The sequence below is a fragment of the Enterococcus sp. DIV1368b genome (assembly GCF_050529595.1).
Classification (GTDB): Bacteria; Bacillota; Bacilli; order Lactobacillales; family Enterococcaceae; genus Enterococcus_B; species Enterococcus_B mundtii.
In genome coordinates this window covers 1782209-1809150 of sequence record NZ_CP172883.1, presented here as the reverse complement: position 1 = coordinate 1809150, position 26942 = coordinate 1782209, and the positions used below count along the sequence as shown (strand labels likewise).

Sequence of the window (26942 nt, the reverse complement as noted above, 5' to 3'; positions counted from 1 at the left end):
ATAAGTTTTCTGCTTCTATCCATATTTCTTTAGTGAGTATATCTATCGTCACTATGACTAGACCATTTTTTTCATCAATCATTCAAATAAAGTCACATTGGATAGTCATATTTTTTGTACAATTAACGTATATAAAAATAAAATTTTTTTAGTTTTTTTAATTGCTATTGACGATATGCTTTTCCTTTATTTCGGTATCCAGGCTTAACACTCTCTATGATTAAAAATATGATTATTACATAATTTTTTTTATTAAAACAGATGAAGGAGTGAAAAAAATGATAATAGAAGTTTATAGGAAAAAAAATGGTGAATTTTATTATCAATGTCAAAAGAAATATAATCAAAAAGCAGAACAAAGATGGTTGAACGCTTTAGCCAATAGTATGGGACAGACGCTCAGCCCCAAGGGATTTCACAGTCCGCTAGGATTCCTTTATCTATTAAGTGTATTAGGGAATTTTCGATTATCCGATAAAGTATCACCCAATCTTCAACAAACAGGTAAAGGAGATTCTTCCGCTTTTGAAGTAGACACCTTCATAGAAGTGCGTAATCAAGAAGAATTTCTCACAGTTCAATCTTTTGTTTCAACTTCTACTTCTAACCGGTTGCATTTTCAGGCAGAAACAGGTAACAATACGATAGTCGGACCAATCATTGAAGGGAATTCTAATAATCCTCCGATGATGTACTTAGCTGAAAAAGCTCATCAATGGAGTGTCAATATTCATCAGGTAGTTCACGGGATTTCGAAACTTGAAAATTGTACAACCAATAGTGAGTTTAACTATCGACTACATTGGGGACTGTGGCAAGTTCCCAATCATACACAATCTCACTTTAAAACAATCTGTCAGAGAGCCATCATCGATTCACAAGAAAGGCTAGGTCAACAAACATACCGCCCAATAGACATTAAAAAGTTTCACTTTAAAAAAACTAGCACAGAAAACGACTTGCCATTTTCTATTGGAAAGGATATGACTGAAACATTAAAAACTGTTTTTCAATTCCACATGGAAGATTTATATTCTTTGACAAATAAATATTTTTCAGCAAATGCAACTGAAGGAGCAGTATCAAATGTAGAAGAATTTCCGATAGAGAAGATTGATTTATTTCCCATTTATTTTAGTGGATTTTTAAATAGTATATTTACAGAAAAACAAGAAAATGCAAATGGATACCTTGTAATTGACTCTTTTTTCCCCTTTTTCAAGCAAACTTTTCCTCCCTACTATGAAACAAAAAATTCGGAAACTACCCAAGTTAGAAAGAATATTAGACATCCAATACAACATTTCTTCCCCAACTTATTTCAACTCACTAAACATCTAGATAACAGCTCAATAGTAAAAGAACAATTTAATATGGTATGGACATTAATGGAGAAAGCAACGGAAAGCGTTGACCGATTCCTTGAAATATTGGATCCATTAAAAGTAAGAGTTGCAGAAGCGGCAACGATTCCTGTCAAATTATCCGATGGTAGAAAAAAAATATTCCCATTGGATAGAAGTGTGAACATTCCACTGAAATCATATGAAGACTTTTCGGATCATACACTAAAAAAAATCGAGTCTACGATTTCGTCTTATATGAAAAATGAACTTTCTTCAGAAAAAATAGTTGAATCACTGAGGCCAGTATGGTTTGATTTAGCGGTTTTTAGCAAGCGTGATAAGACGGAGACGGTTAATAAAGTGATTATTGAGCGTGTGTGCCAGCATGATAAGGAATTGTGTTTGTCGAATGAATCATCGCTCAGAGAGTTGTTTCTTGCAATCCAATACTGGGGAAATAGAGGGAACACGAATCAAGATATTTTGGATAAAAGAAAACAAATTGCTCGAATCATTTTGAAAGCTTATGATCTTTCCGAAGAACATCTGACGGATAGTAGAGCCATTGAAGTATTTCTCCAATGGCGAAATAATAATATTTTTAAAAACGTTACATTTTCAATAAATAAAAATTTTGCTTTGGTGAAGAACCAAACAATCATAATGGATACCCAGATGAATCAAGATAAAGCTACAATGAATGCGACTGAATTAACATTATTATCTAAAGTGACTGAAGCGATTGCGGCAAATCGTTTTCCCGCAATCGATCAGGATCAACCATTGCCGATTTTTTATTATAACGAACTTCTTTTTTTAAGAAGAAACGCTACAAAAACGGTAAATAAACATCTAAAAGATTGGTACATCAAACAAGGATTATTGAGTGATTCTGTCACTGACACGGAACTGATAAAGAGACTTCAAGATAGGGTAGGAATAAGTGAAAAAAATGAAGTATCAGTTATATCAGAAAAGTTAGCAACCTTAGCTTTTTTTTTACTCAAAGCGTATGGCGTAGAAAATGTAAGGTTGGGAGATATTCTTTCTGCGACTCAATTACAGGCAATTTTTATGCAATGGAAAACAAATACGATTTTAGAGGGTAATACATACAAAAATCAAACGAATCAAACGCACATTTATCAACTAGCTCAGCCGGAAACATCCGTGATGAGTCATTTCCTAGAGAAAAGAAAACATAGTGATCAAATTTATGCCGACTTTATTAATGATCGACCGCTTTCTATACCTAATACACAACCAATCATTCTTGTCTGTTACCACTTTGCTCTTTTTGAAAATCGCACCCAAACTTCTAAAGTGAACGAAGCGGTCAGGACGTTTCTCCATGAGCAAAATGCCCATTTTATTAATTCATCTACGAGTGAATTAGTCAGAAAATTGCGCGAGTGGACTTTATCAGCTGATACATATGATTTGATTATCAAAAGAGAAAAAGAGGCAGCCAATCTCCTCCTTAAAAATTATGGTATTAAAGAAACTTTTATTACCATTGATGAGGCAAGAAAGATTTTTCTCCAATGGGAAAACAATAACGCACAGAAAGGATATTTCTATAAGGAATTCAGAGAAAGTGAACGTCGTTTTGTTGGAGGGATCACTGAAGAGATAGAAGGAGAGAAAGAGACAAAGGTAAAAATTGAAGCATTTCTGAATGAAAATCATATTGATCCAGCCAAACAGGTAACCAACGAATTACAGAACCATTTTGAAAATGGAATCGATTCTACTCAAAAAGAACAAATCAATCAAAGAATTGCCACTTTTTTAACTACAAAAGGGATTCCTTGCGATATCTCTAATCTTCGTTTGTTAGTTGAAAAGGTGTCAGAATGGACATTACTTGAAGATACTACTCAAGAAACAATTGATATGGTGAAAGTGAAAGAAATCGCTCAATTGATTATTGGTGAAGAACAAGATGGAGTAATCTCAGACATGGAGGCAAAAATCACTTTCATTGTTTGGCTTTCTCAAACGATTGAAGATGTCACTTCTTTAAATGAAAATAGAACATCTAGTATATTTGAACAATCAACTAGTTCGAATTCATCTGTACCCCCTGCAGATATACCTAAAGATAAACAAGATATCTTAGGAAATATCATTAGTTTAAAAACAACTAGTGACGGGGATCAGTGGTGTGAGGGACGAGTAATGGAACAGGTGAAACGTTTTTTTTACAATAAAGGCCTATTAGCAAATGAAGCAACGAAAGAAGATCTATTCGTTGTAATGGGAAAATGGTTGATACGAAGTGGTGACAAACGAGTGATCATACATGAAAACTTACAAGCAATCGCGATGATCATTCTTAAAGAGTTAAATCTATATGGTGGAGAATTAGAGGAAAAAATCTCCGATAATCTTGCAGAAGCTACGGTTTCCAAATGGGCTGTTGAAAATTTATTAGAAAGTTCAATCGAAGCATACATAGCTAAAAGTATACTTGCATCTTCAGATCCATCATCCTATACGATTGGACAGCTCAGAAAGCTGTTTGAGCTAGAGGAGTTGAAAAAATCGGGTTTGATCGATCCTCTACCTCGAGCACATACACTTGCTGATTCACGAAAGCAAGAGGAGGATCAAGCGAATTTAAAGAGTTTATGGATCCATCTAGTCGATCGCGTATTACCAAATTATCTTTTAGAGGCAAGTAATCTATCTGATGATTTACCGATTTCTGATTATGATACATTAATGCAGTTAACAGGTTCGATGTTATTAAAAGATGCAGGATATCTGAAACAGTTCAACCAAACGGAAATTCGAGCGTTTGGCGAGTTTTTTTGTGAGACAGTCAGTAAACAAGGCGTCGATTCACTTAATCAGTTGCAATATCTAATCACGCCAGCACTATTAGCCATTGCTCAACTCGATCCGAAGGGATTAAGTGAAGCATTAGAAAAAGGAAACCATAAAGAGTTTGCCTTAAGCACTTTCATAGGTTATCGACAGAAAGGTTATTTCAAAATTTTAGAGCTACATAAAATGATACATGTTTCTTATCAAATGTATGAAAAAGCATTCAGGGAGTGGCGTCGTAAGCAAGCATTGGCAAAAGAAGTAGCCGAAGAATGTAGACAAAAGGGAGTAATAGATGTCAGAGGGTTTGATCAGATATATCTTAAGGGGAAAAATCCATGTCCTAAACTTTTGGACTTGCCAAATATTAATGAGAAATACACACACCTAACTAAAGCTGTTTCGAATGCCTATCACTCGTTCAATAAGAAGTTGATTGAACTGGCACTAAAAATAGTAATTCCTGAGGAGCTTAGCTTTATATTTTCGGCTGATACCAAAATTTACGAAGCTTCGGCGCAGTTGAAAAATGAAGCTCCTTATGTCGGAGGAGGTGCAGGTGCGCCGGGTATGCCACCAGTTTCCTTTACAAAACGCGTGGATTGGCTCGATACAATCCTTAAGTTAGAAAATACCAATCTGTTCGTTGCCATTTGCAACAATGAAGAACGTTTATACGCATTAAAAGCATTGGATGAAGACAGTGGGTATATGTTATATCGTGTCGATACTGATCCATTATTATATCTTAAATATGGTTTGTTTGATCAGAAGTACATTTGGAATCAAGGTTTTCAAAAAGACCGTGATGGGGTCTTGATAAATAAAAAACACTATACATTTACTGTTAAAGTCCATCGCGATAAAGAATTATCTCGTGGAACTGATGTAGAGACATTCATCGAGAATATCAGCAGTAAGCACCGTGATGCATTCTACCGACAACTGTATGAGTCAGGAAATGACAAGTCAACAACTGAAAAAATATGGGATATGGTGAAGCATATTATTCCGTTTTACGATTGTGTGGTAAGTAGTATAAATGGACAAGTGGGTGAGGCCGTGTCTTCTTGTCTAATTGATGTTGTTCTGCTGATTCCTTTGTTTGGAACGGTTACTGCTTTGAATACGAAGTTTGTTGTGGGCGTAGCCAGAGCAATTGCACGAAGTGGATTAAGAAATGCAATAATGAGCAGTGCGAACGTAATCCCTAATCCAGCAGAACTGAGAGCTCTCATAGCAGGTGTGGCACGCTATATTGATCCCGGTTTTGAGTTAGTTGTAGGTGGGAGTCAATTAGTCATAAAAGGATTAGTGACATTAAAAAATCAAAATTTTTTAAACCATAGTATCAAAGAAATCTTGTTAAAACTAGAAAAGTTACAAAAAGAAACAACAGATTGGTCTGACATATACATCCGTACACATTTACCAAGAAATGGGCCAGAAGTTCAAGTGAAATGGGTAAAAAATAAATTATATATGAAGGTGACAGATTTAAAAAATGGAGATGTCTCTGGTAAATACTTTACTTTGAGAGGCAATCAACTAAGAGAATTTGAAGGGGCAGCATCTTTTACGCCAGAACAAAAAGCATTGATTGATCGCTTAACAAAGAAAGTAGATAAAGACGTTCCGTTTGTTGAAGAAGCGAATATTTACCCAAAGGGATATGGGGAGGGGATAGTTTATACCATACAAAATAAAGATAAATCCATCTCGTATGGTATAAAAATGAATGACCAAATTATACCTATCAGAATTGAGCCAGTGAAAGGCCATGGGGTACGTTACGATGTTATTGATGGAAATGAGATATTTCCAGTCAATTTCAATGGGGTGGAATGGTATTTTGAGCCAGGGACGTCACCCCTTCTCTCTAAAGAAGTAACAACCGTTGTTGAGAGTCAAATCAACCGATTTGAAGTGTTACTAGATCCAACTGGTCTTTCCGCTCCAGATGCGTATGGGTTGATGAGCGATGCAGCAGGAAGAACGTATATAAAAATCACACATCGGTACATTCCATTGATTTTGTTGGACATGGAAGAGAATCGATACCATTTAGTAAAAAAGAATATTCTAGAACCGCTCACTGTATTACGATTTGATTCTAGCATTCAACATTTTCGTTTTGAGACTCATTTAGAAAGAGTCTCTGTTGATCATATGAGTGCCGTGTCAAAAACTGGTGGGAAACATGAGAAGGCTAGTACCTCAAAGGCAGGTATCGCGAGCACATCACAGGAAGAGACCTCTAAAAATAGAATATTCCCACCATATAATACAATCCCTACAGGGGCAGGGAAAATAAGTGATTGGAACAAATTCAGACAAGCAGTAGTCACTCCAAATGATTACCAATTTCCAAGATATGAAGATAACGATGTGGCACTTACACCGTTAACTAGCTTTATTTCGGAGCCACAAAATTATTATATAAACGATCAAGCTTTGGTAGAAAGCGCATTGTCTCGTACAATTAACGATTTGTTGACTAAGAAAGTTTCTCAACATCAGGTAATTCCTGAAGAAGAGGGTCTAGGTGAAGCAATATCAAAAGCAATTGATGATCTATTAGATGCGGGACCTTCGAATGTCCCTATTGTGGCAACTAGTGACTTAACAGAATTAGAGGAATGGGTAGAAACATCATTTCCTAATGAAGACGTGACGCTCAATCAACCGCCAGAGCCTCTATTTACAGACGAAGATTTAGAGATTATGAAAGGATGGGTAGAGGATTCTATTGCTCAAAATATTGAAGAAGTAGCGCCTGACCTGGTACCTGAACAACCCGGTAATCCAAATGAAGGGGAAATTGAATTCGTAAAAGAAAACGAGTTGACTAGTCAAGTAGAGGAGGGAGGTACCACAAACTTTCGAGCTGACTATCGAGTATTTGTGGGCTTTGATGCCACAAAGGTTCCTGACTTTCTCAAACCATTTATCGAAGAATTATCCCAAGAGTTTTATAAAGCAGTAGAAAATTTCAGCAAAGCCAAAGAAATTTGTTCGAAATTATTAAAACAATCTACAATTGCTGAAACAAAAGTAGGGAAATATTTGATTCAAATGTTTGACTTAGTAGAAGCAACGAACCAAGAACAGGTTTTAAGAGAAATCATCAAAAGAGTCCTGTCGATCGCAGAAAAGGGGGAGTTATTTCTTCGACAATCAGCGGATTGGGGATTTGAAAACATGTGGATTGTCTCATCTGACCTTGTTCAAGATGAAATCACACAAAACTATTATTCACAATATAATGAATATTTAAATGCGTATGCATTTGTATTTAAACAAGATGGCGAATGTCGAATCATTATTATGGCAGATGCTTTTCACTTAAAGCCAGCTATTTCTCCAGAAGAGCAGTTAAAAACAGCTCCAGAGGAAACGATTATGCATGAAGCCACACATCTTGCATCTTCGACAGATGACATTATAGCCTATACTTTACCTACAATAGGGACAAGAAGAAGCGGAAAAGACTTGAGAGATGAGTTTCTACGTTATTATCCTAGCTTTGTACTGTCGGAGACATTTGAGAGGTTTGTTAAAAGACTAGCTCTGGAACAAAACAAACCGAATCTATCTAAAAATACTGTTGTTGAAGCACTAAAAGTAGATTCTATGTTACGAAGTAATTTTCAATTAATGGATGCAGAAATGGCAATGATCATTATTCGAGATATTGCACAAGGAAATGAGTTTGACATACGACCACGTTTTAAAAGAAGTGCCGATCATTCAAAATTAGGAAACGGATTTATGTTTATGTTCCAAGTAATGATGCATCTATGGAATTATGAAAATCTTGAAAAAAAGGTTACATTAAAAGAAATACCAAAAGATAGGCCAAAAGAAACAACAACAGAAAATGTTTTAACACCCACCTCACAAAATAGTGACAAAAAAAGTTTTGCGACCCTTGTAAATAGGGGGAAGATAATCAGTAAGATTATAAATAGCACGTATACTGGTAAGCAGTTCAAACAACAACTTAGAAGTGAGTTGAACATATAAGCGATATAGAAGCTTTGCTTGTGTCAAAGGGGCTGAGTATAAATAAAGTGGGATATGCAAAGTTTTTTGCTTTTTTAGAGATAAAAAGTTACCACCTATAGATTACTAGAAAATGACATTGAAAAATTAAGTACAGGTACTTGAAGCAATAATGCTTCTTATATCAAAAATTGGATAACTGTTAGTAATAGATAGATGGGAAGGAAGATGGATGAAAAAGGACAAGTATGGAAAATTGTAAATAAATACAACAAAAGTATATCTTACTTATCAGAAAATGCTACTGCTAAAGAACTTAATACAGTAATGATGTATAGCGCGAATGAGGAATATAGAAGGCAACGTAAATTAGTAGGATTAGCTAAATAATACGAATAACGATTTATGCATATTATTAAACTAGACTGAAAATTTATGGGAAATATAATCATCGTTGCTGTTTAAATAGATAGTCCATTCGTTAAGGAGATATTAGCCAGAGAGGAAATGAATATAGTATGAGAAGTAAAATTAGGGGGGGATCCAAAGGTTGATCCTTTGAAGTGCCCCTTGTCAAGTGGACAGTAAAAAAAACAAAAATAGTATGAAAACAGGAATCGAGTCACTTGATTCCTGTTTTCATGCAGCTCAAGGCAATCATGGAACGTGTAGGGCATGCCAACATGAAAACCACACTGGAAATTTACAATCAAGTCTCCAATACAACTAAAGAAAAACTGATCCAAGAAATCGATTCTTGGATTTTTTAGTGGATTTGTTTGTTAAATACGTATAGTATGCTTTTATAAGAGTGGTCGAAAAGCGGTACGACTTTTTGACGTAAGGAGAAAGAAAAACTAATGAAAGAAACAAACAAATCCGCAGAACATAAGGTTTCTGCTTATATCCATATTCCATTTTGTGAACATATCTGTTATTACTGTGACTTCAATAAAGTGTTTCTGGAAGGACAACCAGTGGATGAGTATGTCGAAATGCTACTAAAGGAAATGGCGATCATGATGGAGCGTCGTCCGGTGAATGAATTGGAGACACTGTATGTTGGTGGTGGAACGCCGACTTCTTTATCGGCTAAGCAGCTCGATCGACTATTGTCTGGTGCCAGAGAGATCTTACCTTTTAATGAAGGAAAAGAGTTTACGGTGGAAGCGAATCCTGGTGATTTGACCAGGGAAAAGCTACAAGTAATGAAGAATTATGGGGTCAATCGTTTATCGATGGGGGTCCAGACCTTTGATAATCGCTTATTAAAGAAAATTGGTCGAAAACATACGGCGGAAGATGTCTATGAAACGATGCGATTTTTAGAGGCGGAAAATTTCTCAAATGTCAGCATTGATTTAATCTATGCATTACCTGGACAGACATTAGAAGGCTATCTAGATACGTTAGAGCGGGCATTAGCCTTAGACTTGCCTCATTATTCTCTTTATTCATTGATTTTAGAGAATAAAACGATGTTTATGAATTGGGTTCGACAAGGTCGGTTGCAGTTGCCAGATCAAGAGACGGAGACACGGATGTTTGAAGAAACGATTGCGGCGATGGAAAAACACCAACGTCATCAATATGAGATCAGTAACTTTGGTTTAGCTGGTCATGAATCGCAACACAATTTGATGTATTGGAATAATGATCACTATTTTGGTTTTGGCGCAGGGGCAAGTGGCTATTTGGATCATACGCGATATCGAAATAAAGGTCCGATCCAACATTATTTGCGTCCGTTACGTGAAGGTGAGCTACCGGTATTAGAGCGTGAAGAGTTATCTCGTAAGAATCAAATCGAGGAAGAGATGTTTCTTGGTTTAAGAAAAAAGGTGGGCATTGAGAAGCAACACTTTTTACACCGTTATGGTCGATCGATTGAATCGTTGTATCAATCTGTCCTGGATGAGTTAGTAGCAGAAGAGTTGTTAGTGAATGAAGAAGACCGAGTATATTTGACACAAAAAGGAACTTTTTTGGGTAATAATGTCTTCGAACGTTTTTTATTGGATAAGGACTTGATAAACGACTGAATGATTGTTTAAATTTTTTATAACAACGAAATAAAAAAACGATTTTAATCAAGTTTTTTATGATCAAATGCCTGATATGACGCTATTTTAAGCAAGTTGACAATTGATTAGCACTCTCGATGTAAGAGTGCTAAAAAAGTGGGTTCTTTTCCTTGACACTTTTTAGTCTTCTTGCTATATTTATAAGTGGGTTAGCACTTAGAAGCTAAGAGTGCTAATGAGAGGTGAGAAAGATGTTAACACAGCGACAAAGTGATATTTTACGTCTGATCATCCAAAACTATACGAGTAGTGGGGTGCCCGTTGGTTCCAAAACGTTAATGGCGGAAGGAGTCGAGGCAAGTCCAGCGACGATCCGTAATGATATGAAAGCTTTAGAGGATGAAGGTCTACTTTTAAAGACACATTCTTCTTCTGGACGTATACCGTCTGCGCTAGGTTATCGTTATTATGTGGATCATCTGTTACGACCTGCTCGTGTAGCAAATGATGATTTGCACCAAATTCGACAGTCTTTAAACAAGGAATTCCATGAAATCAACGAAATCATCAAACAATCAGCTGAGATTTTATCTGAGTTGACTAGTTACACTACTTTTTCGTTAGGACCCGAGATTAAAGATCGCCGTTTGACCGGTTTTCGCATCGTGCCATTGAATAGTCGTCAGGTCATTGCGATCGTGGTGACTGATAATGGGAACGTTGAAAGTCAGGTTTTTACTCTTCCTGAAAACTTAGGTAGTCAGGACTTAGAAAAAATGGTTCGTATTGTCAATGACCGTTTGGTAGGAGATCCGTTAGTGACGGTATACAACAAATTACGCACGGAGATCCCGATGATCTTGCATAAATATTTTCAAACAACGGAAGGGATGTCTAGTCTCTTTGATACGGTTTTGAGTCATGCGTTTGAGGATAAAGTTTATGTGAGTGGCCAAATGAACTTATTGGATTATGAACCGTTGCAAGATGTGGATCAGTTCAAGTCAATGTTTTCATTTATGACAGATTCCTATGAACTGACACAGATGATCGTACCGATGGATAGCAAGATACATATCAAAATCGGTTCGGAAATAGGCAATGACCTATTGCAAAATATGAGTATGATCCAAGCGAGTTATGAAATCGTCGGCCATGGACGTGGAACCATCGCATTGCTAGGACCAACTAGTATGCCATATTCCAAAATGTTAGGCCTTGTCGATGTCTATCGAAAAGAATTGGCGCACAAACTCGCTGATTATTATCGCACACTTGATCGCTCGGATTTTTGAACAATCACAAAAGTGACTGATCGTTTTTTCGATTTGAGCGATCAAGCATCTGACTGAATAATGAAAGGAAGACTGCATCATGAAAGAAAACCATGAAGAATTAGATCAGGAATTGAATGATACGCAGCTAGATCCAGAAACGGAAGAAGTGGAAGTTTCAGAAGTGGAAGAAGAAGCAAACGAACTTGCAAATCTCCAAGCTGAATTTGATGAAATGGAAGACAAGTTTTTGCGTGCGAGAGCAGAAATCGCTAATATGGCAAATCGTGGTAAAAACGAACGAGAGCAATTGCAAAAATATCGTTCACAAGATTTAGCCAAAAAATTATTACCTTCTATCGACAACTTAGAACGTGCTTTAGCAACAGAAGTATCTGATGAGCAAGGTGCAAGTTTGAAAAAAGGTGTCGAGATGGTTCTTGAAAGTTTGAAACATGCATTGAAGGAAGAGGGAATCGAAAAAATCCCTGCAAAAGGTGAACCTTTTGATCCGACATTGCATCAAGCAGTTCAGACGGTACCAGCAACAGATGAATTACCTGCTGATACGATCGTTGAAGTGTTACAAGAAGGCTATAAATTACATGACCGCGTATTGAGACCGACAATGGTTATCGTTGCGCAATAAAGTCATGATGGAATAGAAACAACAACTTAGTAATAAGATAAGGAGACGTTGATTATGAGTAAAATTATCGGAATTGACTTAGGTACTACAAACTCAGCAGTAGCTGTATTAGAAGGAAATGAAGCAAAAATCATTGCAAACCCAGAAGGAAACCGTACAACACCTTCTGTTGTGTCATTTAAAAATGGTGAGATCCAAGTAGGGGAAGTCGCAAAACGTCAAGCAGTAACAAACCCTAATACAATTTCTTCCATCAAACGCCATATTGGTGAAGCTGGTTATAAAGTGGATGTTGAAGGTAAATCATATACACCACAAGAAATCTCTGCAATGATCTTACAATACATCAAAGGATTCGCAGAAGATTATTTAGGCGAAAAAGTAGAAAAAGCAGTTATCACTGTTCCTGCATACTTCAATGACGCACAACGTCAAGCAACTAAAGATGCTGGTAAGATTGCAGGTTTAGAAGTAGAGCGTATCGTCAATGAACCGACTGCGGCAGCACTAGCTTATGGTTTAGACAAAACAGATCGCGATGAAAAAATCTTAGTATTTGACCTTGGTGGTGGTACATTCGACGTATCGATCCTTGAATTAGGCGATGGCGTATTCGACGTATTATCTACTGCTGGAGACAACCATTTAGGTGGAGATGACTTTGATAACAAAATCATTGATCATATGGTTGCTGAATTCAAAAAAGAAAATGGCATTGACTTAGGTCAAGATAAAATGGCTTTACAACGTTTGAAGGACGCTGCTGAAAAAGCGAAAAAAGACCTTTCAGGTGTTTCAAGCACTCAAATCAGCTTGCCATTTATCACAGCTGGTGATGCTGGTCCATTGCACTTAGAAATGACATTGACTCGTGCAAAATTTGATGAATTGACAGCTGACTTAGTGGAACGTACGAAAGTTCCTGTACGTCAAGCATTGAAAGATGCTGGTTTGTCACAATCAGAAATCGATGAAGTGATTTTAGTCGGTGGTTCAACTCGTATTCCTGCGGTTGTTGAAGCTGTAAGAAAAGAAACAGGAAAAGAACCAAACAAATCAGTAAACCCAGATGAAGTTGTAGCGATGGGTGCAGCAATCCAAGGTGGCGTGATCACTGGTGATGTAAAAGACGTTGTTTTACTAGACGTAACTCCATTATCATTGGGTATCGAAACGATGGGTGGCGTATTTACAAAATTGATCGATCGTAATACAACAATCCCAACAAGTAAATCACAAGTATTCTCAACAGCTGCGGATAACCAACCTGCTGTAGATATCCATGTATTACAAGGGGAACGTCCAATGGCTGCGGACAATAAAACATTAGGTCGCTTCCAATTGACAGACATTCCAGCTGCACCACGCGGTATCCCTCAAATCGAAGTAACATTCGATATTGATAAAAATGGTATCGTAAATGTATCTGCCAAAGATCTAGGTACACAAAAAGAACAAAAAATCACGATCAAATCTTCTTCAGGTCTAACAGACGAAGAAATCGAACGTATGGTGAAAGATGCTGAATCTAATGCAGAAGCAGATAAAGCACGTAAAGAAGAAGTTGATCTACGTAATGATGTCGATGCGTTGCTATTCTCAGTTGATAAAACCTTGAAAGAATTAGAAGGTAAAGTTGACGAAGAAGAAGTGAAAAAAGCTGAGGCAGCTCGTGACGAGTTGAAAGCTGCAGTAGAAGCAAACAACATCGAAGAAATGAAAACAAAACGTGATGCGTTGAACGAAATCGTGCAAAACTTGACAGTTAAATTATATGAACAAGCGGCACAACAACAAGCTCAAGAAAATCCTGAAGCTGCCCAAGGCGGAGCGGATGATGTCGTAGATGCTGATTTTGAAGAAGTCGATGACGACAAAAAATAATCAGTTCATTTAGTTTCACTTAAAGAGATCAAGTCCCGCTTTAGAATAAGCCGAAGAATTCGAAAATAGCTTCTCATATTTTCGCGATTCTTCGGCTTATTTCCGAGGGAATAATCTTGTATCACTTTATTTTATGCAGTTTAGAAGCATCACTAGTGTAAAGGAACAAGTCATCAATTGTGTTTTTTCTTTGGATCAAGAAGAGAAATGTTATCTTTTCTTCGTGCCACAGAAACTAATGATCGATTTTTTCTTCTTTAGTCGATACTTCGAAATTTCCGGTTTTTGTTTCGATCAAAGTGTGATATGATAACAAACGACGTGGAAATGAAGAGAACCAATAGGAGGAAAGCCTATGGCAACAAAACGTGATTATTACGAAGTCTTGGGGCTGTCAAAGGGAGCTTCAGAAGACGAAATAAAAAAAGCTTATCGAAAGTTATCAAAGAAATACCATCCAGATATCAATAAAGAGCCTGATGCTGATGAAAAATTCAAAGAAGTTTCCGAGGCTTATGAGATTTTAAGTGATCCACAAAAACGTGCAGCTTACGATCAATACGGACATGCCGGAACTGATCCTAATTATGGCGCTGGTGGCGGCGGCTTTGGTGGCTTTGGCGGCTTCTCCGGTGGTGGAGCTGGCTTTGGTGGATTTGAAGATATTTTTGATTCGTTTTTCGGCGGTGGTGGAAGATCTGTTGATCCAAATGCCCCTCGTCAAGGATCAGATCTACAATATACAGTCAATTTATCCTTCGAAGAAGCAATCTTTGGGGTAGAAAAAGAAATCAAATACAATCGTGAAGAAATTTGTCACACGTGTAGCGGAAATGGTGCAAAACCAGGAACACAACCGACGACTTGTCATAAATGTCATGGTTCTGGAACAATCAATGTGGAACGTCAAACACCACTTGGTCGTGTGATGAGCCGTCAAACTTGTGATGTGTGTCGAGGCACTGGGAAAGAAATCAAAGAACCATGTCCGACTTGTCATGGCTCTGGTCATGAGAAGAAAGCACATACGGTCAAAGTGAATGTACCAGCCGGTGTGGAAGAAGGACAACAAATGCGCTTAGCAGGACAAGGTGAAGCAGGCGAGAATGGTGGTCCATTCGGAGATCTATATGTGGTCTTCCGAGTAGAAGAAAGTGATATCTTTGATCGCGATGGTTCAGAGATCTATTATGAGTTACCATTAAGCTTCGTGCAAGCAGCGCTGGGTGATGAAGTACAGGTGCCAACCGTTCATGGGGATGTCAAATTAAAAATCCCTGCTGGTACGCAAACGGGAACGAACTTCCGATTACGTGGTAAAGGAGCGCCACGTTTACGTGGTGGGTCTACAGGGGACCAACATGTGCGTGTGAAATTGATTACACCAAAAAACCTCAATGAAGAACAGCGTGAAGCTTTACGCGCATTTGCTAAAGCAGGCGGCATGCATGTTCAAGAGCAACAAGAAGATGGTTTTTTTGATAAAGTAAAAGATGCGTTTGGCGGAAAAAAACGTAAATAAATACAAAAAAGATAGACGATCATACGTCTATCTTTTTTTTGATGAAGTTGCAGTGGAGAAGAAATTGAGATAGAAATCATCAAAATTCTCTATCACACCATCTTTTCTTAGTTCTTGATTGGAGAATAACTGGCGATTTTTCCCAAATGGATCAATGGCGATGATCGTACCGATATTTGCACGCTTGGCTGCTAAAAGTCCAGAATAAGCATCTTCAATGACCAAGCAATCTTTTGGTTCAAGAGCTAATTTTTGTGCGGCTTTGATAAAGATATCAGGTTGTGGTTTACCTGGGAAAGTATTATCATCGTAAACGACTTGATCAAATTCAAACCATCTTACTAAATCAAAAATCTCAAAATAAAATTCAACGTTATCTTTGACTGTAGCTGTAGCGATCGTGATCGGGATATTTTCCTCTTTTAATATGTCCAAAGTACCGATCAATCCCTGCGTCAGCACTAAATCATCCGGTTTTTCTAAGCAAAGAGTGCGATAATATGCCTCTTTCTCGTTTGATAGTTTCTCGACTTCTTCTTTCGATAAAGTAGGGGAGATAAAATAATTCAATATCTCACTATTGGTACGTCCATGGATATTTTTAACAATGTCTTCATCAGAAAGCTCTTTTTTAGAATAATGATGGATCATTTGGACCCAAGCCGCTTCATGTAAATGGGAGTCTTGGAACATCGTCCCGTTAAAATCAAAAATAATTCCTTTCATACGTTCACTCCTAAAGTTCATTTTCTAGCGATTCCGCTAATTTTATTTGGACATATTGCGAATAATGATCTTTCACATGTGGTTTGATGTGTGGATCAGTAATCAGTAAATCAAAATCATGTAATTGATAAAAGATATAAAAGTCATCGCGATTAAATTTTTGGTGATCCACTAATAAGTATTTATTTTTCGAATGGTTCAAGGCAATTTGTTGGGCTTCACCTTCTTCGGTACTATAGGTTGAGATTGCTTCATTATGCACACCGTTAGCGCTGATAAATGATTTGGTGAACTTCAGTTTTCTGAGGTTATCGTTGGTGATGGGGCCGACAAATGCACCAGTGTTTTTTCGAAAGTCGCCACCGATCAACAAAATTTCGGGAACTTCTGCTTGGGCTAACACTTCAAAAACGGCATAATTATTCGTAATGATCCGCAGTTTTCTGTGGATCAAGTGAGAAGCTAATAACTCGATCGTCGTTCCTGGACCCAAAAAGACTGTATCACCTTCATTGATCAACTGTGCAGCTGTTGCCGCAATCTGTTGCTTTTCTTTGATTTGCATGACTGATTTTTCTGTATGTGATAATTCTTGGTCGAGGGTATAGGTGAGACTTTGGGCCCCGCCATGGATACGCAATAATTTTCCTGACTTTTCTAGCTCATCCAAATCTCGACGAACGGTCATATCAGAGACATTCAATTGTTCGATGATCTCACTGACCGTTAAAATTCCTTTTTTATTCACCATCTCACTAATTGTTAGTAAGCGCTCTCTTTTTAACATCTAATCACTCCCAATTCACAAATAATCTACCATAGAATAGAATGTAGGTCAACAAAAACAAACATATGCAAACAAAAATAATCAACCTAAACAAACAATTCCCACTTTTATTTCAAATAAATGCAATTTATTGATTGAATTTGTTTGTTTTTGTTGACAAATGTTTTGAATGCGATTACAATTCGTGTTGTTATATAAATTAGTAGACAAGAAGGTAGGGGAAGAGATGCTGAAATTACCAGAAGATTTTATTTTTGGCGGAGCAACAGCGGCATACCAAGTAGAAGGCGCAACAAAAGAAGGCGGAAAAGGTGAAGTTGCTTGGGACGAGTTTTTAGAGAAACAAGGAAGATTCAGTCCTGATCCGGCAAGTGATTTCTATCATCAATATGAAAAAGATATTGAATTATGTGAGAAGTTTGGTGTGAATGGGTTACGTTTATCCATTGCGTGGAGTCGTATTTTTCCTGATGGAACTGGGAAAGTGAATGAAGAGGGTGTGGCATTTTACCATAAGGTCTTTGCAGCTTGTGAGAAACATGGTGTACTTCCTTTTGTGACGCTCCATCATTTTGATACTCCAAAAGTTTTATTTGATCAGGGTGATTTTTTAAATAGAGACAATATAGAAGCGTTTGTTGCGTATGCAAAATTTTGCTTTGATGAATTTAAAGAAGTACGTTACTGGAGTACATTCAACGAGATTTATCCAGTGGCAACGAATCAATATTTATTAGGGATTTTCCCACCAGGAATCACCTATGATTTTACCAAAATCATTGCTTGCTTGCATAACATGATGTATGCGCACGCAAGGGTGGTGAACTTGTTCAAAGACGAGGGATATGCCGGTGAAATTGGTGTGGTTCATTCTTTAGAAACGAAATATCCTGCATCGGACGCTTTGGAAGATCAACATGCAGCGTTCTTAGATGATGCGTTGTCGATCCGTTTCCTCTTAGATGCCACTTACTTAGGATATTACTCTGATGAAACATTGTCAGCGCTTGCTGAGATTTGTGAAGCAAACGGCGCAAGTTATGATTTTCCGGAAGAGGATTTGGCGGAGATGAAGCGTGCCTCGCACCGTAATGATTACTTGGGTATCAACCATTATCAATGTCACTTTGTCAAAGCGTATCATGGAGAGAATGCGATCCATCATAATGGAACAGGGGACAAAGGAACTTCTGTTTATAAAGTAAAAGGAATTGGAGAACGGATCTATAAAGAAGGAATCCCTCGAACGGATTGGGACTGGTTGATCTATCCAGAAGGGTTATATGATCTATTGTTACGTATCAAGGAAGATTATCCTCACTACAATAAAATCTACATCACTGAAAATGGGATGGGATTCAAAGATCAGTTCGATGATGGTGTGATCATGGACCAACCGCGGATCGAATATTTGAAAGTCTATTTAGAATCATTGAGCCAAGCTATATCTGCTGGAGTAAACGTGAAAGGCTATTTCCTATGGTCGTTAATGGATTTGTTCTCTTGGTCAAATGGTTACAACAAACGATACGGACTCTTCTATGTCGATTTCGAAACACAAAAACGTTACCCTAAAGAGTCCGCCTATTGGTACAAATTCGTCAGTGAAACAAAAACAATCATTTAAGTTGGAGGAATGGAAGATGAATAAAGAAGAATTGCAAATGTTAGGTTTTGAGATCGTGGCTTATTCAGGGGATGCACGTAGTACGTTACTCACATTATTAAGAGAAGTCCGTCAAGGAAAATTTGATCGTGTGGAAGAAGCCTTGAAGGATGCAGATGAGAATTTGACATTAGCCCATAATTCGCAAACAAAGATCTTAGCAGAAGAGGCTTCAGGAAAAGATATGGATATGGGATTTATTTTTATCCATGGACAAGATCACTTGATGACTACTTTATTGCTAAGAGATTTGATCCAAGATTTCATTGAGTTATATAAAAACAAATAATCACTAGGAGTGAAAAGCATGAATGGGATCATCAAGCAAATTGAAAAAGGCAAACCGATCTTTGAAAAAATCTCACGTAACATTTACTTAGGTGCGGTCAGAGATGGATTCTTGACGGCTATGCCAGCAATTTTATTTTCAAGTATCTTTATTTTGATTGCGGCAGTTCCTGAGATTTTTGGTTTTCAATGGCCAGAAGGAGTATCGACCTGGTTGTGGAAAATCTACAATTATTCGATGGGGGTCGTAGGCATATTAGTTTCTACAACTACTGCACGCTGTTTAGCTGAATCGATGAATCGGAGAATGCCGAAAAATAAAATCATCAATACTACATCGGTAATGCTTGCTTCTTTAGTTAGTTTCTTATTGTTGAGTGTTTCACCGATCGAAGGTGGTTTTTCAACAGAATATATGGGAACGAAAGGGTTGCTTGCTTCGTTCATCGCTGCATTTATTACTGTAAACATTTATAAGTTTTGTGTACGAAAAGATATTACGATCAAGATGCCAAAAGAAGTACCAGGAACAATTTCTCAAACGTTCCGCGATATTTTTCCATTTTCATTTTCTGTCTTTGCCGCCGTGTTGGTCGACTTAGCTGCACGTAGTCTTTTTAGCATCTCTTTTGCAGAAGCCATCATCACTTTATTGCAACCACTATTTACAGCAGCAGATGGCTATTTGGGGATAGCCGTGATCTGGGGTGCTATGGCATTTTTCTGGTTTGTTGGTGTCCATGGTCCATCGATTGTTGAACCAGCGATTGCAGCGATCATTTATGCGAATGTCGAAACCAATTTACAACTGTTCAATTCTGGGGAACAAGCTTCACATGTATTGACTGTTGGTTTAGGGAATTTTGTCGGAACGATGGGTGGAACAGGTGCGACTTTAGTCGTTCCGTTTATCTTTTTGCTATTTGCAAAATCCAAACAGTTAAAAGCGGTTGGTAAAGCTTCAGTTATTCCAGTCAGCTTTGCAGTAAATGAGCCGTTGTTGTTTGCGGCACCGATGATTTTGAATCCGTATTTCTTTGTTCCATTTTTATTGACGCCGATTGTAAACGTTTGCTTGTTCAAGTTTTTTGTTGATGTGTTTGGAATGAATAGTTTCATGTATGTCTTACCTTGGGCAACGCCAGCTCCGATTGGTTTAGTCTTAGGAACTGGCATGGGGGTTTTGGCGTTTGTATTAGCCGCAGTTTTGATTCTCGTCGACTTTGCCATCTATTTCCCATTCTGTAAGGCGTATGATGCGACGCTAGTCGAGCAAGAAGCGCGACAAGCAGAACAAGTAGCCATGCAAGAAAACGAAACAAAAGTGACCGTGACGATTCCGGCGAATGAAGTATTAGCAACAGAAGCGAGTTCTTTGGCTGATTCAGGTAAAGAAATCAATGTATTAGTTTTATGCGCAGGCGCAGGTACAAGTGCTATGCTTGCAAATGCTTTGAAAGAAGGAGCAAAAGAATTTGATGCACCAATCAGTGCTTTAGCAGGTGCTTATGGTTCTCATTACGAGATGATGGAAGACTTTGATATGATCGTCTTGGCGCCGCAAGTCCAATCTTACTATGAGGACATCAAGGAAGACACAGATCGTTTAGGGATTAAATTGGTTGCCACAAAAGGTGCAGAATACATTGGTTTGACAAGAGATCCTGAGAAAGCTGTTCGGTTTGTTTTAGATCAATTTTAAATCAAAGGAGAGATCGTTAAATGAACAAAGTAAAAGGTTGGCGAGTGTTGGTTGTCGGATTATTTGTTTCGTTAGTCAGTGTGGCATTAGGTTCAAAGCAAGTGGAGGCAAAGGAATTGATACGTGGAGCAGATATCTCGATATTAGCGGATATGGAAAAATCTGGTGCAGGATATTACGAAAATGGTGTGAAAAAAGATGCATTACAGATTCTAAAGAACAATGGCGTCAACTATGTTCGTTTGCGATTATGGCAAGATCCTTATGATGATCAAGGGAATTCATATGGTGCAGGCACGAATGATTTGAACACGACGATTGCTTTGGCGAAACGTGCGAAAAACCTAGGATTGAAAGTGTTACTTGATTTTCATTATAGTGATTTCTGGGTGGACCCTGGCAAACAAAACCTTCCGAAAGCATGGGAAAACTATAGCTTTGAGCAACTTGATGCAGCCTTATACGGTTATACGAAAAGTGTATTGACAGAAATGAAAAACAATGGTGTATATCCTGATATGGTCCAGATAGGCAATGAATTGAACAGCGGCATGCTTTGGCCTTATGGAAAATCATGGGGGGAAGGTGGTGGCGAGTTTGATCGATTAGCCACTTTCTTGAAGTCTGGGATTCGGGGAGTAAAAGAAACGCAACCAGTCGACACCCCAATCATGCTGCATTTAGCTGATGGTGGAGATACGGATGTCTTTACTTGGTGGTTTGATGAGATTACAAAACGTGGGGTAGATTACGATTTGATCGGCCTTTCCTATTATCCTTATTGGCATGGCTCGATGAATGCCTTGCAAACGACAATGAACACAATCAGTGCCAGATATGATAAAGAAGTCAATGTGGTAGAGACTGCATATGGACACACAACTGCCAATGCGGATAGTATGCCCAATGCTTTTGGTCCAGAACAAGAGATTGCAGGAGGATATGCGGCAACACCAGCAGGGCAACGAGAATATTTAAATGATTTGGTGACTCGTATCCAAACCGTGCCAAATGAGAAAGGGAATGGCTTTTTCTATTGGGAACCTTTATGGTATAACGGTAATGTCTCTTGGGCAACAGCTGCTGGAATGAACTATTTAGGCGTACAATCCCAAACAGGAAATGAGTGGGATAACCAGGCAATGTTTGATTTCAATGGGCAAGCACTTCCTAGCTTAAAAGCGTTTCAAGAAGCAGGGAGACAGCAAAATCTTCTGAAAAATCCTAGTTTTGAAAATGACGGTTTCACGAACACACCTTCAAATTGGTCTGTGTGGCGAGGCAATGGTGCAGCAATCGATACATTGAAAACTGAAACTGGTGGGTTTTCCGGAGCGTATAAAGCAACCTTTTGGGATGATCAAGCGTATCAAATGTCGATCTATCAAACTGTTGATGGATTAAGCAAGGGAACGTACACATTAACTGCTTATACCATGGCAGGTGGCGATTTGACCGCTAGTCAGATGTATGTCAAAAATCATGGTGAGAAAGAGCTGAAGGCTTCGATCACTAAAAGTGGCGAGTGGACAAAAGTAACGATCAAAGATATACCGGTTACTTCCGGCACGAGTGAGATTGGCATTTATGTTGATGCAAAAGCGCAAGGATGGGTATCGGTGGATCATGTAACATTCGTTAAAAATCAATAGTAAAGAGCCCCTAAGAACGCTTGGTTTTTCCAGACGTTCTTAGGGGCTTTCTTTAGTCGATCAGATATCTAATACTTTATCCAAGAAATCTTTCGTTCGCTCATTTTGCGGATCTTCAAAGATTTGTTGTGGTGTGCCATCTTCAAGGAAGTTGCCGCCATCTATAAACATGACACGGTTCGCGACTTCTTTAGCAAAGCCCATTTCATGTGTCACGATGACCATAGTCATTCCTTGTTTCGCTAATTTTTTCATGACATTCAATACATCGCCGACCATTTCTGGGTCCAAGGCTGAAGTAGGTTCATCAAAGAGCATGATATCGGGATTCATTGCTAATGCACGAGCAATAGCAACCCGTTGTTTTTGTCCACCAGATAAGTTATCTGGGTACATATCTTTTTTGTCTTCTAAGCCAACTGTTTCTAACAATTTGATTGCTTTTTTCTCTGCTTCTTCACGAGAGAGTTTTTTTAGATCCATCGGTGCTAAAACGATGTTTTCCAACACAGAAAGATGTGGGAAAAGATTGAAATGCTGGAATACCATGCCTATATGTTGCCTTACTAAGTTGATATCTGTGTTTTTATCCATCAAATGAGCACCATCAATGATGATATCACCGGATGTTGGATCTTCTAAACGGTTCAAACAACGTAAAAAAGTACTTTTACCTGAACCAGAAGGTCCGATCACACAAACAACATCGCCTTCATTGATCGACACGTTGATGTCGTTCAAGACAGTGTTGTCTCCATATTTTTTTACAAGATGTTCGACTAAGATTTTTTCTGTCATCTTATTTCACCTTCTTTTCTAAAACTTTCGCTAATTTCGTCAATGCAGTGATCAAGATCAAGTACATTACTGCGATGATCAAGTAGACATACGTACTTTGAGTGGTACGAGCAACGATGATCCGTCCAGTTTGTAACAACTCGACCACACCGATCGCTGAAATGATCGTCGTATCTTTCAATGAGATCACGAATTGGTTGACGAACGATGGAATCATGATTTTAAATGCTTGTGGTAAAATGATTTTTTGCATCGTACGGTTATAAGACAGACCTAAACTTCGTGAAGCTTCCATTTGTCCTGTAGGAACAGCATTGATCCCGCCACGTACGATTTCGGCGATATAGGCACTCGCGTTCAAGGTCAATGTGATGATCCCTGCAATAAAGTCAGGAATCGTAAAGCCCACGATACTTGGTAGACCGAAAAAGATGAAGAAAGCAAGTACCATCATCGGAATTCCGCGAATGATATCTACATAGATGCTTGCAACTGTTCGTAAGGCGCGGATCGGTGCAACACTGAAAAGACCGAAGATTACGCCGACAACTAAAGCTAGTGCAAATGAAATCAAGGTTAATAGGATCGTTTGCCATAAGCCTTTCAATAGCGCTTTGTAATTGTTTTGGATCAAGCCAGTCAATGTCGATTCATCAACAGCTGGTGCTGCTGCACTTTCGTCTGTAGAGATGTATTGATTGATGATCTCGTCATATTGACCTGTTCGTTTTAATTCTTTTAAGCCTTCGTTGAACATTTCTAATAATTCAGGATTTTCTCCTTTTTTCACTGCGAAACCATAAGAGCCGCCAGTTTCTCGTTCGATTGGCGTTTCTAATTCCTGACCATTTTTGATCGCATAACCGATTACTGGATAGTCATCCATCATTGCGTCAATTGCTCCGACTCTCAAACTATCATATAGCTGATCTGCGGCATCGAAATATTTGATTTCGTAGCCGTATTTCTCTTGGTTAGCGACCAAGAAATCTGCACTTTCGGTACCAACTTTCGCACCGACTGTTTTTCCATCTAAGTCTTCATAAGACTTGATCGAAGTATTGCCTTTTTTGACTGCGATTTGGATACCACTTTGGAAATAAGGGTCTGAAAAATCAAACGTTTTTTTACGTTCATCTGTAATCGTCATCCCCGCGATCATTCCATCTGCTTGTCCGGATTCCAATGCCTGTAACGCAGCAGAGAAACCGCGGAAGTCCATGCGGATATTGAACCCATGCATTTCTGAGATAGCTTCCATTAAGCTGACATCGATCCCCACATATTCGCCATCCGCATTTTGGTACTCGAATGGAGCGAAGGCCGAATCACTTGCAATCACATAAACGTCTTTTTTAGGTTCTATTTTTTGCATCGTCTCGCTAGTTGCTGTAGTCGATTGCGTCTCGTCAGCTTGCACAGGCGTATGCAGAGCGAATGTAACAAGTCCTGTCATTATGAAAAGGAATGTCTGTAACATGTTTCTTTTTTTCATAAATAACCTCCTATATAAATTTCGATAATTTCCAATATTTAACTATTATAGGCGAAAAGATATTCCTAACACAAGATTCCAAGAAAAAATAATTTAAAAAAGTAGCGATTTATTACATGCTATGTAAGAAAACATGACATGCGATAAAAGAAGGAGATTACAGGTAAGATCCAAAACTTTCAATTGGCGAAAGTATGTTCGCCGTGATATAATAGAGGAACAAGGAATGCCTTTGCTTTCCTTTTCTTTTTTTGATGAAATGAGAGAAGGAATGAACGAAAAGGAGGACGAACAATGATTGAAAGAGATACCTCCCGTCATTTTGAGTTGGTGTCAAAATACCAACCAGCCGGCGATCAACCAGAAGCGATCAAGCAGTTGGTCGAAGGTGTAAATGAGGGTAAAAAAGCGCAGATTTTATTAGGTGCGACCGGAACAGGGAAAACCTATACGATATCTAATTTGATCGAAAAAGTAAATAAACCAACTTTGATCATTGCACATAATAAGACACTTGCTGGCCAATTATATGGGGAATTTAAAGAGTTCTTTCCGAACAATGCGGTCGAATATTTTGTTTCTTACTATGATTATTATCAACCAGAAGCCTATGTACCTTCGAGTGATACGTACATTGAAAAAGATTCAAGTGTCAACGATGAAATCGATAAATTGCGTCATTCCGCCACAAGTTCATTGTTAGAACGAAATGACGTGATCGTGATTGCTTCGGTTTCTTGTATTTTTGGGTTAGGTTCACCATTTGAATATCAAAAACAAGTCGTGTCGATCAGACAAGGTGCGGAGATGGACCGTAATCAATTGATCCGAGATCTAGTCAGCATCCAATTTGAGCGAAACGATATTGATTTTCAGCGCGGTCGTTTTCGAGTGCGTGGTGATGTCGTGGAGATCTTTCCAGCTTCACGTGATGAGCGAGCATTACGCGTTGAATTTTTTGGCGATGAAGTCGAAAGAATCCGTGAAGTGAATGCGTTGACAGGTGAAGTATTAGGCGAAACAGAACACGTCGCTATTTTCCCCGCTACTCACTTTGTCACTGATGACGATCATATGGAACATGCGGTCGCCAATATCAAAGCAGAACTGGAACAACGCTTGACTGTGTTGCGTAATGAGAACAAATTATTAGAGGCGCAACGCTTAGAACAACGGACGAACTATGACATCGAGATGATGTTAGAGATGGGCTATACTTCTGGGATCGAAAACTATTCACGTCATATGGATGGTCGTAAAGAAGGCGAACCGCCGTATACGTTATTAGATTTCTTCCCTGAGGATGCGCTGATGGTCATTGATGAATCTCATGTGACGATGCCACAGATCCGTGGAATGTATAACGGAGACCGTGCGAGAAAACAAATGCTAGTCGATTATGGCTTCCGCTTGCCATCTGCACTAGATAACCGTCCCTTACGTCTAGAAGAATTTGAGAAACATGTCAACCAGATCGTCTATGTTTCTGCTACTCCTGGACCTTATGAGTACGAACAAACAGATACAGTGGTCCAACAAATCATTCGACCAACAGGATTATTAGATCCAGTCATCGAGGTACGACCAATCATGGGTCAGATCGACGATTTGGTAGGTGAGATCAATGAGCGAGTTGAAAAAGACCAACGGGTATTTGTGACCACGTTGACGAAAAAGATGTCAGAAGACTTGACCGATTACTTCAAAGAGTTAGGGATCAAAGTAAAATACTTGCATAGCGATATCAAAACATTAGAACGGACAGAGATCATTCGTGATCTTCGTTTAGGCGAGTTTGACGTATTAGTTGGTATCAACTTACTACGTGAAGGATTAGATGTGCCTGAGGTATCGTTAGTCGCTATTTTAGATGCCGATAAAGAAGGGTTCTTACGAAGTGAACGTTCATTAGTCCAAACCATCGGACGTGCGGCACGTAACTCAGAAGGTAAAGTCATCATGTATGCGGACAGAGTCACTGATTCCATGCGTTTAGCCATGGATGAAACGTCAAGACGTCGTAGTATCCAGCAACAATACAATGAGGACCATGGCATCGTTCCGAAAACGATCATCAAAGAAATCCGAGACTTGATCTCGATTACGAAAGAATCAGAAGATGATGCAAAAGAAACGGTGCAAGTTTCTTATGAAGAGATGACAAGAGAAGAAAAAGCAACATTATTGATGAAACTAGAAAAAGAAATGAAAGATGCAGCGAAAGCATTGGATTTCGAGACTGCAGCCAATGTACGTGATATGATTCTTGAATTAAAAGCATCTGAGTAGGGG

Annotated in this window: 17 protein-coding genes and 1 pseudogene; 14 read left to right on the top strand and 4 right to left on the bottom strand. The window is 38.4% G+C overall.

The genetic code is table 11. The features are described from left to right. The first annotated feature begins 278 nt into the window (after positions 1-278). From IGJ19_RS08280 to dnaJ, 8 genes are all read left to right on the top strand, one after another. Complete coding sequence (locus IGJ19_RS08280; RefSeq protein WP_430603651.1) at positions 279-8204, top strand: QWxxN domain; 7926 nt, start codon at positions 279-281, stop codon at positions 8202-8204. Between the two features lie 207 nt (positions 8205-8411). After that, complete coding sequence (locus tag IGJ19_RS08275) at positions 8412-8573, top strand: hypothetical protein (RefSeq protein WP_169823214.1); 162 nt, start codon at positions 8412-8414, stop codon at positions 8571-8573. Between the two features lie 236 nt (positions 8574-8809). Beyond that, complete coding sequence (locus tag IGJ19_RS08270; RefSeq protein ID WP_260653864.1) at positions 8810-8953, top strand: hypothetical protein; 144 nt, start codon at positions 8810-8812, stop codon at positions 8951-8953. Positions 8954-9043: 90 nt separating this feature from the next. Continuing rightward, a complete protein-coding gene (hemW, locus tag IGJ19_RS08265) occupies positions 9044-10225 on the top strand; it encodes a radical SAM family heme chaperone HemW (RefSeq protein WP_142433620.1) in 1182 nt (393 codons plus the stop codon). A 233-nt stretch (positions 10226-10458) separates the two neighbouring features. After that, complete coding sequence (gene hrcA / locus IGJ19_RS08260) at positions 10459-11502, top strand: heat-inducible transcriptional repressor HrcA (protein ID WP_071866244.1); 1044 nt, start codon at positions 10459-10461, stop codon at positions 11500-11502. Between the two features lie 79 nt (positions 11503-11581). Further along, positions 11582-12130, top strand: a complete 549-nt coding sequence (grpE, locus tag IGJ19_RS08255) for a nucleotide exchange factor GrpE (protein WP_010735217.1) — start codon at positions 11582-11584, stop codon at positions 12128-12130. 54 nt (positions 12131-12184) lie between these two features. After that, complete coding sequence (dnaK, locus tag IGJ19_RS08250; protein WP_010735218.1) at positions 12185-14014, top strand: molecular chaperone DnaK; 1830 nt, start codon at positions 12185-12187, stop codon at positions 14012-14014. 355 nt (positions 14015-14369) lie between these two features. Beyond that, positions 14370-15536, top strand: coding sequence for a molecular chaperone DnaJ (gene dnaJ, locus IGJ19_RS08245; RefSeq protein ID WP_010735219.1), 1167 nt, complete (start codon positions 14370-14372; stop codon positions 15534-15536). A 27-nt stretch (positions 15537-15563) separates the two neighbouring features. On the opposite strand, the gene IGJ19_RS08240 is transcribed toward dnaJ, so the two are convergent. Together IGJ19_RS08240 and IGJ19_RS08235 are read right to left on the bottom strand one after the other, a co-directional pair. Then, a complete protein-coding gene (locus tag IGJ19_RS08240; RefSeq protein ID WP_430603648.1) occupies positions 15564-16262 on the bottom strand; it encodes an HAD family hydrolase in 699 nt (232 codons plus the stop codon). Between the two features lie 10 nt (positions 16263-16272). Beyond that, positions 16273-17049, bottom strand: a complete 777-nt coding sequence (locus IGJ19_RS08235; protein ID WP_071866246.1) for a DeoR/GlpR family DNA-binding transcription regulator — start codon at positions 17047-17049, stop codon at positions 16273-16275. 226 nt (positions 17050-17275) lie between these two features. Here IGJ19_RS08235 and lacG point away from each other — a divergent pair, with 226 nt between their 5' ends. From lacG to IGJ19_RS08210, 5 genes and pseudogenes are all read left to right on the top strand, one after another. Next, positions 17276-18676, top strand: coding sequence for a 6-phospho-beta-galactosidase (lacG, locus tag IGJ19_RS08230; RefSeq protein WP_071866247.1), 1401 nt, complete (start codon positions 17276-17278; stop codon positions 18674-18676). 16 nt (positions 18677-18692) lie between these two features. Continuing rightward, complete coding sequence (locus tag IGJ19_RS08225; RefSeq protein ID WP_010735223.1) at positions 18693-19004, top strand: PTS lactose/cellobiose transporter subunit IIA; 312 nt, start codon at positions 18693-18695, stop codon at positions 19002-19004. 18 nt (positions 19005-19022) lie between these two features. Continuing rightward, positions 19023-20307 (top strand): annotated as a pseudogene (locus IGJ19_RS08220) (PTS transporter subunit EIIC); the annotation flags it as partial. Next, positions 20307-20705, top strand: coding sequence for a lactose/cellobiose PTS transporter subunit IIB (locus IGJ19_RS08215; protein ID WP_374955056.1), 399 nt, complete (start codon positions 20307-20309; stop codon positions 20703-20705). The pseudogene IGJ19_RS08220 and the gene IGJ19_RS08215, both read left to right, overlap by 1 nt. A 20-nt stretch (positions 20706-20725) precedes the next feature. Continuing rightward, entirely contained in the window at positions 20726-22357 is a 1632-nt protein-coding gene (locus IGJ19_RS08210; RefSeq protein WP_086334784.1) for a glycoside hydrolase family 53 protein, read from the top strand. A gap of 60 nt (positions 22358-22417) precedes the next feature. On the opposite strand, the gene IGJ19_RS08205 is transcribed toward IGJ19_RS08210, so the two are convergent. Continuing rightward, positions 22418-23155 (bottom strand): amino acid ABC transporter ATP-binding protein, encoded by a 738-nt coding sequence (locus IGJ19_RS08205; RefSeq protein ID WP_071866250.1) that lies wholly within the window; start codon positions 23153-23155, stop codon positions 22418-22420. 1 nt (position 23156) lies between these two features. Continuing rightward, complete coding sequence (locus IGJ19_RS08200) at positions 23157-24650, bottom strand: amino acid ABC transporter substrate-binding protein/permease (RefSeq protein ID WP_074801522.1); 1494 nt, start codon at positions 24648-24650, stop codon at positions 23157-23159. A 294-nt stretch (positions 24651-24944) separates the two neighbouring features. Here IGJ19_RS08200 and uvrB point away from each other — a divergent pair, with 294 nt between their 5' ends. Beyond that, positions 24945-26939 carry an excinuclease ABC subunit UvrB gene (uvrB, locus tag IGJ19_RS08195; protein WP_071866251.1) on the top strand — a complete coding sequence of 665 codons (1995 nt, stop codon included), beginning with the start codon at positions 24945-24947 and terminating at the stop codon, positions 26937-26939. The last annotated feature ends 3 nt before the right edge of the window (positions 26940-26942 follow it).

Bases quoted from the DNA above. Each gene is read 5' to 3' on its own strand.
- IGJ19_RS08200 (WP_074801522.1), bottom strand. From the start codon at position 24,650: ATGAAAAAAAGAAACATGTTACAGACATTCCTTTTCATAATGACAGGA.
- IGJ19_RS08215 (WP_374955056.1), top strand. From the start codon at position 20,307: ATGCAAGAAAACGAAACAAAAGTGACCGTGACGATTCCGGCGAATGAA.
- dnaK (WP_010735218.1), top strand. From the start codon at position 12,185: ATGAGTAAAATTATCGGAATTGACTTAGGTACTACAAACTCAGCAGTA.
- grpE (WP_010735217.1), top strand. From the start codon at position 11,582: ATGAAAGAAAACCATGAAGAATTAGATCAGGAATTGAATGATACGCAG.
- IGJ19_RS08275 (WP_169823214.1), top strand. From the start codon at position 8,412: ATGGATGAAAAAGGACAAGTATGGAAAATTGTAAATAAATACAACAAA.
- IGJ19_RS08235 (WP_071866246.1), bottom strand. From the start codon at position 17,049: ATGTTAAAAAGAGAGCGCTTACTAACAATTAGTGAGATGGTGAATAAA.
- IGJ19_RS08210 (WP_086334784.1), top strand. From the start codon at position 20,726: ATGAACAAAGTAAAAGGTTGGCGAGTGTTGGTTGTCGGATTATTTGTT.
- lacG (WP_071866247.1), top strand. From the start codon at position 17,276: ATGCTGAAATTACCAGAAGATTTTATTTTTGGCGGAGCAACAGCGGCA.
- dnaJ (WP_010735219.1), top strand. From the start codon at position 14,370: ATGGCAACAAAACGTGATTATTACGAAGTCTTGGGGCTGTCAAAGGGA.
- hrcA (WP_071866244.1), top strand. From the start codon at position 10,459: ATGTTAACACAGCGACAAAGTGATATTTTACGTCTGATCATCCAAAAC.
- IGJ19_RS08225 (WP_010735223.1), top strand. From the start codon at position 18,693: ATGAATAAAGAAGAATTGCAAATGTTAGGTTTTGAGATCGTGGCTTAT.
- IGJ19_RS08280 (WP_430603651.1), top strand. From the start codon at position 279: ATGATAATAGAAGTTTATAGGAAAAAAAATGGTGAATTTTATTATCAA.
- hemW (WP_142433620.1), top strand. From the start codon at position 9,044: ATGAAAGAAACAAACAAATCCGCAGAACATAAGGTTTCTGCTTATATC.
- uvrB (WP_071866251.1), top strand. From the start codon at position 24,945: ATGATTGAAAGAGATACCTCCCGTCATTTTGAGTTGGTGTCAAAATAC.
- IGJ19_RS08205 (WP_071866250.1), bottom strand. From the start codon at position 23,155: ATGACAGAAAAAATCTTAGTCGAACATCTTGTAAAAAAATATGGAGAC.
- IGJ19_RS08240 (WP_430603648.1), bottom strand. From the start codon at position 16,262: ATGAAAGGAATTATTTTTGATTTTAACGGGACGATGTTCCAAGACTCC.